This window comes from Lysobacter sp. 22409, from assembly GCF_052045105.1.
Classification (GTDB): domain Bacteria; phylum Pseudomonadota; class Gammaproteobacteria; order Xanthomonadales; family Xanthomonadaceae; genus Lysobacter; species Lysobacter antibioticus_B.
The window spans coordinates 50,551-63,313 of the sequence record NZ_JBQEOE010000025.1; the positions used below are offsets into that span (position 1 = coordinate 50,551).

Sequence of the window (12,763 nt, forward strand, 5' to 3'; positions counted from 1 at the left end):
ATGGCTCTGGCGACAGGGCCTGCGTGCCATCGAAGAGGCGAGGCCCGGCCAACCCGATAAGGCCGCGGCCTGTCATGCCTGCAAACTCGGAGCCTTCCGCCATGCCGGAGCATTATCGCGGAGGCCTGCGGCAATAGCCACGCAAGCCGGCAAGCGGGCATCGCTGCGCGGGATCAAAACAGGGCCGGGCAAGCGCCCCAAGCGCGGCCGATCCGCTGCAATCGGCGCGGCGCCGCAGGAACCGACCGCGACTCACCACCACGTGGCATAGAGCGCCACGAGTACCGCGACCACCGCCAGGGCCGCGATGTTGAAGCCCGCGCTGGTGCGGAAGCTGACGCCCTCGACCTCGATGAGGTTCACCCCGGCCCGCGACGGGACGAGCAGCGACACCGCCATCGCCAGCAGTCCGGTGACCAGAAACACCAGGCTCATGCGATCCAGGAACGGCAGCGACGGCCATACCATCTTGAACAGATAAGAGAACGCGACCGAGCCTGTCGCCGCGGCGATCGCGCCGGCTTCGTTCGCGCGCTTCCAGAACAAGCCCAGCAGGAAGATCACGGTGATGCCCGGCGTGAAGAATCCGGTGAACTCCTGAATGAACTGGAACGCTTGATCCGACTTGCCCAACAGAGGGCGGGCGGTCATCGCAGCGATGACGACCGCCACCGTCGCGACGATTCTTCCGACCCTGACGAGGCGGCGTTGGCGGACGGGGTCATCGTCCGAATCGGAGCCGCGGCGAGCGCCCGTCGCATACTTGTCGAACAGGTCGAGGGTGAAGATGGTCGCTATCGAATTGATCTTGGAGGCCATGCTGGAGATGACGGCGGCGATCAATGCCGAGAACACCAGGCCGAGCACTCCGGGCGGCAGCAGGCGCATCATCGTCGGGTAGGCCTCGTCCGGCTTGGACAGATCCGGGGCCAGCACGACCGCGGCGATGCCCGGCAGCACGATGATGATGGGCATCAGCAGCTTCAGGAACGCGGCGAATATCACCCCTTTCTGCGCCTGATCCAGATCGCGCGCGGCCAGCGCGCGTTGAATGATGTACTGATTGAAGCCCCAGTAACTCAAGTTGGCCAGCCACATCCCGCCTATCAGCACCGACAACCCCGGCAGGTCCCGATAGAAGGGATTGTCCGGCTTCAGGATCATGTGGAAATGATCGGGAGCGCGCTCGACCAGCACCCGGAAACCGGCGCCGATGCCGGCCCCGTCGCCGATCTTGTCGAGGGTCAGTCCGGACACCAGCAGCCCCCCCAGCACCAGCAGCGCCACTTGCACGATGTCGGTCAGCGCCACCGCTTTCAAGCCGCCGTACAACTGATACAACAGCGCGAAGGCGGCAAGCAGATACAGCGCCGTGCCCTGGTCGATACCGGCGATCTGGTTCACGGCGATCGAGCCGAGCCAGGCGATCGAGGTCAGGTTCACGAACACGTACAACGCGAGCCAGAACACCGTCATGAGGTTGCGGATGCCGGACCCGTAGCATTGCTCCAGGAACTGCGGCATCGTGACGATGCGGTTGTGCAGAAAGATCGGCAGTATCCACTTGCCCACGATCAGCAAGGTCGCGGCCGCCATCCATTCGTAGGATGCGATGGCGAGCCCCAGCGCATACCCGGAACCGGACATGCCGATGATTTGCTCGGCGGAGATGTTCGCGGCGATCAGAGAGGCCCCGATCGCCCACCACGGTAGCGATCGCGAGGCGAGAAAGTAGTCGTTGCTGTTTTTCTTGCGTCCGTGTTTCTCCCGCGCGACCCAATGCGCCAGGCCGAAGATCGCGACGGCGTAGACGCCGATGATGACCAGATCGAGCGTCGACAATGTCATGCATCCACCGCGCTTGCGTCTTTGCGGTATGCCGCGATGACCGCCATGAAGGCATCGGCACGGGCGGCGACCTCGGCCGCGGTCATCCCGGGCCGATACAGGCTGTTTCCGAGGCCATAACCATCGACCCCGGCACGAAGCCAATGCGCCGCGTTGTGCTCGTCCACGCCGCCGACGGCGCAGACGCTCACCCCGGCCGGGAGCACGGCTCGCAGCGCGCGCAAATGGGCGGGGCCATAGGTCGAAGCCGGGAACAGTTTGAGCCGGGTCGCTCCCGCAGCGATCGCGTCGAAAGCCTCGCTGGCGGTGCCCACGCCCGGCATCGGCACCATGCCCAGTTCCAGGGCGCGCCGTATGACCGCGGCGTCGGTGTTGGGCGCCACCAGCAGGCGCCCTCCGGTCTCGTGCAACTGCTCGACCTGGCGCAGGTCGAGCACGGTGCCGGCGCCGCACAGGCAATCGCGACCGAAAGCCCGCTGCAGCAGCCCGATGCTGACGAAGGGATCGGGCGAGTTGAGCGGAATCTCGATTCCGCCCACGCCGCGCTCGACGAGCGCCTCGGCGATGCGAAGCACTTCGCCCGGGGTAATTCCGCGCAGGATCGCTATGACGAACGGCGTTGCGTGACTTTGGGACGGCATCTGATCGCTGCTCCAGCCTGCATGGTCGAGCGGGTACTGCGCCTGGGAATACTCATCCCCGGCTCATCCGGCGGTGTCATGGCGCCTCTGTCGCCTGCCGAACGATGGTTTAAAGTACTTATATATGATAAAAGTGCAGCCTGTCCATCGCCATCATTTCGCCGACTGCCTATGAGCCTCATTGCCCGGATAGAAACCTTCCGCGTGCCGCCGCGCTGGCTGTTCGTGCGTGTCGAAACGACCGATGGCGCGGTAGGTTGGGGAGAAGCCAGTCTGGAGGGGCATGTCGAGGCCGTCGATGGCGCTTATGAAGCGCTGCGCGATCGCTTCGTCGGCGCCGACGCGGATCGGATCGAAGACATATGGCAGGTCGCCTATCGCCTGGGTTTCTACCGCGGCGGGCCGGTGCTGATGTCGGCGCTGGCCGGCCTGGATCACGCTCTGTGGGACTTGTTGGCCAGGCGTCTGGGGCTTCCCGTGTGGCAACTGCTGGGAGGCAAGGTGCGCGACCGCATCGCCGTCTATGCCTGGGTCGGCGGCGATCGCCCCGGCGAGGTCGAACAGGCCAGCCGAGTCCGCCAGCAACAGGGCTTCACCGCCGTCAAGATGAATGCCACCGAGGACCTGGACTGGCTGGCCCGTCCGCGCGACCTGGACCCGGTGCTCGAACGCGTTGCGGCGGTGCGGGCGCTCGGGCTGGACGTCGGCCTGGATTTCCACGGCCGCGTGCACAGGCCGATGGTGCGCTCGCTGATCAGCGCATTGGAACCGCTGAGCCCGCTCTTCATCGAAGAACCCGTCCTGTCGGAGCATCCCGAGGCCCTCGCGCAACTGGCGCAATTCACCAAGTTGCCGATCGCGATAGGCGAGCGGCTGTACAGCCGATGGGACTTCAAGCCGTTCCTGCAGGCGGCGGCGGTCGATATCCTGCAACCGGACTTGAGTCATGCCGGCGGAATTTCCGAATGCCGGCGCATCGCCGCCATGGCCGAAGCCTACGATGTCGCCATCGCACCGCACTGCCCGCTCGGCCCCCTGGCCCTCGCCGCCTGCCTGCAGTTGGCCGCCGCCACGCCCAACTTCGTGATTCAGGAAATGTCGCTGGGCATTCACTACAACAGCGCCGAGTACGACTTGCTGACCTACCTGAGCAATCCGCAGGTGTTCGACATCCGTGCGGGCTATGTCGATGTGCCCTCCGGCCCGGGCCTGGGCATCGAGATCGACGAGGCCAGGGTGCGCGAGGCCGCGCGCATACCGCACACTTGGCGCAACCCGGTCTGGCGTGGCGCCGATGGGAGCATTCGCGAATGGTGAGTTCCGCACGACGTTTCGAAGGCCGCACCGTGCTGATCACCGGCGGCCTCGGGGGCATCGGCCTGGCGTGCGCGAAGCGCTTCGCCGCGGAAGGCGCGAGCCTCGCCCTGATCGACTTTCGCCAGGATCGTCACAGCGAAGCGACCGAGGCCTGCCGCGCCGCCGGAGCGGCGCATGTCGTCGTGCTGTCCTGCGACGTATCCGATGAAGGCCAGGTCGATGCCGCTTGTGGCGCCGTGCGCGAGCGCCTCGGCGGCCACGACATCGTCGTCAACACCGCCGGGCTGATGCTGTTCAAGCCGCTGGAAGACTTCAGCAGCGACGAGTGGCGGCGACTGCTCGGCGTCAACCTGCTCGGGCCGGTGCATTTCACCCGCGAATGGCTGCGTCATGCCGCGCCCGGCGGCGCGATGGTCAATATCGCCAGCGTGCACGCCTCGATGACGACACCGATGGTGGCGCCGTATGCCGCGGCCAAGGCCGCCCTGCTGTCGCTGACCCGCAGCGCCGCGATCGAGGGCGCCGCGAAGGGCCTGCGCGCGAACGCGGTGGTGCCCGGCGCGATCGACACCCCGATGTTATGGTCCAACCCGAATCTGCAATCGGGCGCCGAAGTCATCTCCGCCGAAGACATCGGCACGCCGGACGACGTCGCCGGGGCGGTCCTGTTTTTGGCCTGCGACGAAGCGCGGTTCGTGACCGGCGCGAGCCTGGAAGTCAGCGGCGGGCGTCTGGCGAGACTGTAACGCGACGCGCTCCCTTCATCGCCGATACGAGCGCGATTTCGCGCACTCCAGCGCAGTGCCCCTATCTTGCCGGCAAAGCGCTCAGCGCTTGATGCGGCCGATGTTCGCGCGCGAATCCACGACGATACCGAGCATCGCCTCGCGCGCCGCGACCGGCCGTTGCAGCCGGATCGCTTCGAGCACGGCGAAATGCCGCGGCAGCGAGTACTTGAAGTCGACCACCTTGCTCGCCGACAGGGAAAAGTAGGTCGCCAACGCGGTCTCGACGACCGAGAACAGCGACACCATCAACTCGTTGTTGGTCGCTTCCAGCACGCTTTGATGGAACTCGAGATCGGCCTGGGTCCAGGCTTTCAGATCCTGCGCCGCATCCATGGCGCCGTACGCACTCTTGATTCGCGCCAGTTGCTTCCGGTCGCGCCGCTTCGCCGCGGCGGCAGCGGCGGCCGGCTCGATGATCTCGCGCATCTCCGACAGCTTCTCGACGAAGTCGTCGGCAGGCATCGTCTCGCATCGCCACGCCAGCACATCGGCATCGAGTTGGTTCCAATACTGCTTTTCGCGCACGCGGGTGCCGGTCTTCTGCCGCGTCTCGATCAGGCCTTTCGAGGTAAGCACCTTCAAGGACTCGCGCAACGCGGTCCGACTGATGGCCATGCGCTCTGCAAGGGTTTCCTCGCGCGGCAGCAGTTCGCCCGGTTTCAGCGTGCCGCCGACGATCTGCCTGCCCAATTCCTGGACCACCTGGCTGTGCAAGTTGCGAATGGAAACAGGCTTCAACGGAGAACATCCCTTGCATTCGGTCGCGCAACAGCGGCGTCGCGCGTATGAGTTTCTATTGTTACATCTAACACACTAGTCGACGACGCAAGGCAGCGCATCCGTCGGGCATCGCCCCATGGCATCGAACACCTGAAACGCTCGGCATCATGCGAACGAGCGCGCGTTTTCGGCGACCGACGCATCGCATCTGCACTCGCCACAGCGCCGACGATTCTCGCTCGAACAGTACTTCGTGCCGTCCCTTGAACGCACGACATGGATGTTGCCGCGCAACATCGAATCGTTCCAGTGCTGCCGTAATGCGCCACGACACTCACTCAATGACAGACGGATCGAAGGATCGATAAGCGGTACTTGACTCAAAAAATAATAAGTACTTATATATGATAAATAGAACCAGATCCGATCAGCAGTCAGCAAGGGGGAGGGCGTAATGAAGTTGCAGCAGCAAGCGAACAAGCGGCGCGTGCAGATCGAGCGGTCCCGGCTCGCGTGGAGCCTGATGGCCGTGATGGCCTGCGCCGGTACCGCGCAGGCCCAATCGATCACCGGCGGCCTGTACGGATACGCGCCGACGCAGGGCCAGGTGAGCGTGTTGGTCGAAAACCCGGAAACGGGCTTCCGCAGAGAACTCAAAGTCGATGCGAACGGCCGCTACACCGCCTCCGGCCTCAACCCCGGCGGCTACACGGTAAAAATCAGCCGCGATGGGCAGTTGCTTTCCGAGAACCGGATCAGCGTGCGGCCGAACAGCGACACCGCCGTCGCCGCGGCGAGTGCGCAGAACGCGGCCACCGAGCTCGATACCGTCGTCGTGACCGGTACCTCGATGGCGACCGAAGTCACGCCGATCGATGTGTCGACCCCGGAACTGACCAATCATTACAGCCGCGAACTCATCAACGGCCTACCCCTGCCTCCGTCGGCGACTCCCGAACGCATCGCGCTGTTGCGCTCGAACGCACGCCACGACTCCAACACCACCGGTCTGGTGCAGCTCGGCGGCGCCTCGCCGGCCGAGAATCGTTATTACTTGAACGAGTTCGATACGACCAACGACCGAACCTCGCTCGGCTCCAACCGCCTGCCGCGGGAAGCCATCCAGGACACCGAAGTGCTAGCGGGCAGCTTCGGCGCCTCATGGACCAACGCCACCGGCGGCATCATGGCGCAGACGGTGCGCCAGGGCAGCAACAGCTTTCGCGCGGGCTATTCGCTGTACCTGACGCCGCCGACGTCGCGCCTGCTGAACCCGCGCGAGAAGGACATCTACGGCGGCGACGACTCCTACTACAAGTACGTGTCCAACAATCACCGCGATTCGAGCGCGACGCAGTATGCCTGGGGCTCGGGCGCGCTGATCAAGGACAAGTTTTTCGCGTTCGTCCTGCTGGGCAAGACCTCGCCCTGGAAGAGCTACCGCTACACCATCAACCGCGCAACGACCACGACCAGCAGCAACAAGAACGCGTTGGTGAACCTGACCTGGAACATCAACGACGATCAGACCTTCAACCTGATCGGTTCGCGCGACTGGAACGAGTCGGATACGGACACGTACTTGCTAAAAGGCAACTACACCACCGAACGGGGCGCGTTTTCGCAGAGTTCGCATTCCCCGGCCCGCCAGCGGATGCTGATCGGCAACTACCACTGGAACATCACCGACGACCTGCAACTGCGGCTGATGGGCGGCTACCTGGGCCAGATCAACGATCGCGCCCACGGCTCCGAGGACATTCCCTATGTCGACGAGTACAACAGCGCCACCCAGAAGACGGTCAACATCGGCGCGAACGAGCGTACCGTCAATTTCCGTCCCGACGACTATTGGCGCCGCGGCTACAAAGGCGATCTGACCTGGAACCTCCAGGACCACAAGATCGTGTTCGGCCTGGAGCATTACGTGCACTACCTCGGCCAGGACTGGCACACGCCGTTCGCCGGCTGGTACACCTATTACGACCGGCCGAACACCGTGCAGTTGCAGAACGGCGAGCGGGTCAACGGCAAGTACGTGCAGCATTTCCTCAATCGCGAGTTCGGCCGGATGTTCTCGGTCAACCAGGCGGCCTATATCGAGGACTACTGGCAGCTGAGCGATCGCGTCATGGTCTACGCAGGCCTGCGCTACGACAAGTACGTCAACAAGGATGCCCTGGAACGGCGCTTGTTCTCGTTCCCGATGTACTCGCCGCGACTGGGCCTGTCCTGGGACGTCAACGGCGACTCCAGCCTCAAGGTCGGCGCGAACCTGGGCAGGTACTCGCTGTCGATGCCGTCCAACTTCAGCTTCGGCGTGGCGCAGGCGCGTTCGACCACCACCAAGTGGTACCGCTACACCGGCATCGACCCGGTCACCAAGGCGCCGACCGGCCTCACCCAGATAGGCCCGGCCTATGTTCCTCCCGGGCGCGACGGCAATCCGCCGCAGACGCACGAGGTGTCCGCGACCAACCTGAAGGCGCCTTACAAGGACGAGTTCCAGGCCTACGTGCAGAAGGAACTGCCGGGCAACTGGATCGGGCAAGTCGATTTCGGCTACTCGACGCTGAAGCGCGTCATCAATCAGACCTGTTACAACCAGGGCATCGTCGACTGGGCGAATGCGCACGGCTATCCGGACTACGAAGCGGACGATATCGCCTGTTTCGAGGTGAATCCTGGCGAAGACGTCACCGTGCTGCGCGATTTTGCCGGCAACGGCAAACTGCAATCGCTGCGGGTGCCCGCCTCGGCCTTCGGCCTGCCGAAGCCCAAGAACAAATACATCCACCTGACCTTCGACCTCAATCACCATCGCAGCGACGACGAACCCTATTACCTCGGCCTGAGCTACACCTGGTCGCGTTCGTTCGGCAACGACAACGGGTTTCTCGACCTGGAAGGCCATAACGCGGGCTACATCGGGCAAACCGGCCGCTACGACTTCCCCGAGATCACCCTCGGCGCCAACGGCAACCTGATCAACGACGTACGCCACAAGCTCACCGCGTCCGGCGTCTATTACTTCAAGAACGGCCTGCGCGTGGGCGGCATCCTCAACGTGCAATCCGGGCAACCGGTCACCTGCTTCGGCCTGAAGCCCGATGTCGACAGCCTGTCGTACAACTGGGGCAGTTGGGGACATTACTGCGACACGAAGACCGACCCGGTCGGCGTCACCCCGGCGGGCACCATGGGACGGCTGCCCTGGTTCTGGCAGTTGGATTTGAATGTCGGCTACGACCTGAGCGTCGGCGAACACCACAAGCTCAGCCTCGACCTCGGCATACAAAACCTCACCAACCGCCGCGGCATTACTGACCGCTACAACACCTTCAGCGCCGACATCAACGCCGACAACACGGTCGTACCCGATATCAATTTCCTGATTCCGAGCCAATACCAGGCGCCGCGGACGACCTCGCTGGTGCTGCGTTACGAGTTCAAGTAGCACCCGGCCCGGCGCAGCTTGCGCCCATCCCATTCTTCGAACACCGAATCATGAGGACACCCGCATGGCTAACTTTTCCGTGTACACCGCATCGGCCCTGGCCGGTCTGTTGCTTGCCGCGGCGCCCCCGCCGGCGGCGGCGACCACTCCCGCCGGCACCTGGGTATTGGCGAATCCCTCCCCGCAAGTGAAGGATTACTTCCTGCGTATCGACGTGGATCCGGGCGAGCAGTACCCCGAGCACACCGACTCCGCCTCGAACGTCTACTTCGCGCAGTACATCAAGTTCAACAACGCGAACGGCGGCTACTGGGGCCTGCAGCGCGCGAGCGGAGAAAAGCGCGCGCTGGTATCGATCTGGAACGGCACCGGCGCGATGGGCGATCGCCTTCCGCCGGTGGATTGTTACGAGTTCGGCGCGTGCTCCAGCATCAAGGGGCAATACACCTGGAAAGTCGGGCACCAGTACAGGATGCGGGCCGAAGCCAGTCCGCGTTACGGCGGCGACTGGTGGCAGATGACGCTGTACGACCTGACGCTCGGCACCGCCGAGGTGCTGGGGCAGATCAGCGTGCCCTCCAACTGGGGTGGCTTGCACAAGGAAAATGGAATGTTCCTTGAGTATTTCTATGCCGACCCTTACCAGTGTTATTCGCTCCGACACGCCCGGGCCACCATTGCGCCGGTGCGCGGCAACTGGGGCCAGGACACGGCCCTGGCCAGTTTCAACGGCACCGCCTACGGCAGCCCGCACCCTTGCGACTCGTCGTGGCTGCTGCCGGGCATGACGCATGCCGGCTACGGCTCGATCTCGTGGGCGGAGAGCGACGGCACCGTCAATGCGGTAGGCAATCAGTACCGCGGGCTGTACGAGTGGGGCCAGTACAACAAGCAGGCCACCGCCGGCATGTACTTCGCGGCCGACCTCTCCGTCGACTACCCCTACCTGTACCGCGCGAAACACAACGGCGCCTACGGCCCGTTCCCGCCGCAAGGGCAGTCGAATGCGGATTGGCAGTCGATCGGCCGGGGCTATCCCGTCATCAACGATCTCTACCATCGAAACCAACCGCTGAGGAGCTGGGCCGAACGCAACGAAGCCTACGTCGCGGTCGGCGACTATTTCTACTACGACAACCCCAATACCGGCGATCTCGAATATTTCACCCTGGTCAAGAAAGGGGCGCAGTACTTCCCTGTCGACAAGACCAGCAACGAGTTCTGGACCTACAAGGGCCGTCACTATCGCAAGAGCGAAACCGTTCCCGAGATGGCCATTCACCAATGGGGCGAGAACAACCGTTACGGCCGCGTGGGGTCGGTGTTCAAGTCGGGCGACAAGTATTTCCGGCTGAAGACCAGCAGCCAGTACTGGTACTTCCCGACCACGGCCACCGACAACAACCAGTGGCAGTTCATCGGTTATCACCCGTGACAGCGGCTGCCTAGTCAATAATCCCGGCCTGCCCGTTGCAACAAACGGGCGGGCCAGCGCGGCCTTGCCGAGAGGCTTCGATTGCCCCCCAACCACACCGGCACGCAGATCATTCCGCAGAGCGAGCCCGAAGGAGGCGCTCAATGCGCAAGAGTCGATTCACCCAGGCGCAGATCGTGGAGATTCTCAAGGAGACCGACAGCGGCATCGCGATCAAGGACCTGGCCCGCAAGCACGGAGTCAGCGTGCCGACGTACTACCACTGGAGATCGAGGTACGGCGGCATGGACGTCGCCGAAACGGCCAGGGTTCGCGAACTGCAGGCCGAGAACAACGAGCTCAAGCGCCTGTATGCCGAGCAGGCGCTGGAGATTCATGCACTGAAGGAGGTCATCGCAAAACTGCCGGCGCATGCCGTGCACCCGTAAGGCAACATCCATCGCATCGCTCATCCTTCGCCGATAACGCGGGTCGCTTCCTGCCCGCGCGGCGGCCGACCTACGGAACCCGATCATGATCCAACGCGCACGTCGTCACCGCATCGCCGCCGCCCTGCTCGGCCTGGGACTCGCCTTCGCTTCGCTGGGAAGTTTCGCCGCGCCGCGTTTCGCCATCGAAGGCGACCGTTTCCTGCTCGACGGCAAGCCGCACCTGATCCGTTCCGGCGAAATGCATTACCCGCGCATTCCGCGCGAGTTCTGGCGCGAGCGCCTGCGCCAGGCGCGTGCGATGGGCCTCAACACGGTCACCACCTACGTGTTCTGGAACCTGCACGAACCCGAGCCGGGTCGGTTCGATTTCAGCGGCAATCTCGACGTCGCCGCGTTCGTCCGCACCGCGAAAGAGGAAGGCCTGGACGTGATCGTGCGCCCCGGCCCCTACATCTGCACCGAACTGGAATTCGGCGGCTTTCCCGCTTGGCTGCTGCGCACCCCCGGCCTGCGCGTGCGCAGCATGGACCCGCGCTTTCTCACCGCGGTCGAACGCTACCTGCGCCGCACCCATGAAGAACTCGGACCGCTGTTGAGCACGCGCGGCGGGCCGATCCTGATGATGCAGGTCGAGAACGAGTACGGCTCCTACGGCCGCGACCGCGATTACATGGAAACGATCAAGCGGCAAATGATCGGCGCCGGTTTCGACCTGCCCTTGTTCACCTCCGACGGCGCCGGCCCGCATTATTTCGAGGGCGGCCCGCTGCCGGGCGTGACCGCGGTGATCAATTTCGACGGCGATGTCGCCGACGCCAAGGCCTCGTTCGAGCACCTCAAGGCCTTCCGCCCGCAGGGGCCGCGCATGGTCGGCGAATACTGGGCCGGCTGGTTCGACCATTGGGGCGAGCAGCACCACACCACGCCGCCCGAGCGAGCGGCGAGCACGGTCGATTGGTTCCTCGGTCAGGGCATCTCGTTCAACCTGTACATGTTCCATGGCGGCACCAGCTTCGGCTGGATGGCGGGCGCGAACTACAGCCGCGACATGCCGTATCAACCCGACACCACCAGCTACGACTACGACGCGCCGGTCGACGAAGCCGGCCGTATCACGCCGAAGTACCGCGCCTTGCGCGAGGTCATCGGGCGTCATCTCGAAGCCGGCGAAAGTCTGCCGCCGATTCCCGAGCCTGCCACGCCGACCATCGCGATCGCGCCGTTCGTGCTGCGCGAATCGGTAAGCGTGCTCGACGCTCTGCCGGTGCTGAGCCGACCGGTGCGTGCGCAACTGCCGCGGACCATGGAAGCGCTCGACCAGAACTACGGCTTCGTGCTCTATCGCAACACCGTGCCGCAGGGCGCCAGCGGCAAGCTGGTCGTCGACGAAGTGCGCGACTACGCGGTGGCGCTGGCCGACGGCAAGCCGGTGGGCACCCTGGACCGGCGCTTCGGCGAACGCGAGCTGGCGACCGACCTGAAGCCGGGGGAGCGGCTCGACCTGCTCGTCGAGAACATGGGCCGGATCAACTTCGGCACACGCCTGGATGAAGAGCGCAAGGGCATCACCCGCTCGGTGACGGTTGGCAAGCAGGAACTGTTCGACTGGACCATGCACCCGCTGCCGCTGAGCGACCTGAGCGGCCTGCGTTATTCCAGCAAGACCGCACCGACCGGCCCGGCGTTCTGGCGCGGCGGCTTCGAACTCGACCGTGTCGGCAGCACCTTCCTCGACACCCGCGGCTGGGGCAAGGGCCATGTCTGGATCAACGGCCGTCACCTCGGCCGCTACTGGAAAATCGGCCCGCAGCAGACCCTGTTCGTGCCCGCTCCCTGGTTGCGCAAAGGCCGCAACGAAGTGGTCGTGCTCGACGTCGAAGGCGGCGGCGCGCGCAGCCTGCAGGGCCTGACCGACCCGGTCTACGAGACCGCGCCGGACGCCTTGAAACCGCGCGCGAAGTAAGCGCCCGACGCGCGGCGCCGGCAAGGGAATCCTCCGCGACGACGATCGTGGGATTCGCCCTCCCCGGCGCCGCGGCGAAGCCGCCGTTCCTAGCCTCATCGCCGGCCGAACACGCCGGCACGGCTGCGACGGCCGCAAGGCTCCTCGCTCGTGGAAGCACCGA

At 64.5% G+C, this 12,763-nt stretch carries 9 protein-coding genes; 6 read left to right on the forward strand and 3 right to left on the reverse strand.

What is annotated here, in order from left to right; all coding sequences use genetic code 11:
• Positions 1-252 precede the first annotated feature (252 nt).
• Positions 253-1,848: a sodium:solute symporter family transporter gene (locus ACTJJK_RS13885; RefSeq protein WP_440730502.1), complete on the reverse strand. Its 1,596-nt coding sequence runs from the start codon at positions 1,846-1,848 to the stop codon at positions 253-255.
• Entirely contained in the window at positions 1,845-2,489 is a 645-nt protein-coding gene (locus ACTJJK_RS13890; protein ID WP_223620738.1) for a 2-dehydro-3-deoxy-6-phosphogalactonate aldolase, read from the reverse strand. Before ACTJJK_RS13890 ends, ACTJJK_RS13885 begins: the two co-directional genes overlap by 4 nt.
• A 171-nt stretch (positions 2,490-2,660) precedes the next feature.
• Between ACTJJK_RS13890 and dgoD the strand changes: the two genes are divergently transcribed.
• The gene (gene dgoD, locus ACTJJK_RS13895) at positions 2,661-3,806 is read left to right on the forward strand and encodes a galactonate dehydratase (protein WP_031371944.1); all 1,146 of its coding nucleotides are present in this window, start codon (positions 2,661-2,663) and stop codon (positions 3,804-3,806) included.
• A complete protein-coding gene (locus tag ACTJJK_RS13900) occupies positions 3,800-4,552 on the forward strand; it encodes an SDR family NAD(P)-dependent oxidoreductase (protein WP_440730503.1) in 753 nt (250 codons plus the stop codon). The genes dgoD and ACTJJK_RS13900 overlap by 7 nt, the downstream gene beginning before the upstream one ends.
• Positions 4,553-4,633: 81 nt before the next feature.
• On the opposite strand, the gene ACTJJK_RS13905 is transcribed toward ACTJJK_RS13900, so the two are convergent.
• A complete protein-coding gene (locus ACTJJK_RS13905) occupies positions 4,634-5,332 on the reverse strand; it encodes a FadR/GntR family transcriptional regulator (protein ID WP_440730504.1) in 699 nt (232 codons plus the stop codon).
• Positions 5,333-5,768: 436 nt separating this feature from the next.
• Here ACTJJK_RS13905 and ACTJJK_RS13910 point away from each other — a divergent pair, with 436 nt between their 5' ends.
• The 4 genes from ACTJJK_RS13910 (at position 5,769) to ACTJJK_RS13925 (ending at position 12,600) form a co-directional block, all read left to right on the forward strand.
• Positions 5,769-8,771: a TonB-dependent receptor gene (locus tag ACTJJK_RS13910; RefSeq protein ID WP_440730505.1), complete on the forward strand. Its 3,003-nt coding sequence runs from the start codon at positions 5,769-5,771 to the stop codon at positions 8,769-8,771.
• Positions 8,772-8,835: 64 nt separating this feature from the next.
• Positions 8,836-10,206, forward strand: coding sequence for a hypothetical protein (locus ACTJJK_RS13915; RefSeq protein WP_440730506.1), 1,371 nt, complete (start codon positions 8,836-8,838; stop codon positions 10,204-10,206).
• A 143-nt stretch (positions 10,207-10,349) separates the two neighbouring features.
• Positions 10,350-10,634: a transposase gene (locus ACTJJK_RS13920; RefSeq protein WP_440730507.1), complete on the forward strand. Its 285-nt coding sequence runs from the start codon at positions 10,350-10,352 to the stop codon at positions 10,632-10,634.
• Between the two features lie 85 nt (positions 10,635-10,719).
• Positions 10,720-12,600, forward strand: a complete 1,881-nt coding sequence (locus ACTJJK_RS13925; RefSeq protein ID WP_440730508.1) for a glycoside hydrolase family 35 protein — start codon at positions 10,720-10,722, stop codon at positions 12,598-12,600.
• The last annotated feature ends 163 nt before the right edge of the window (positions 12,601-12,763 follow it).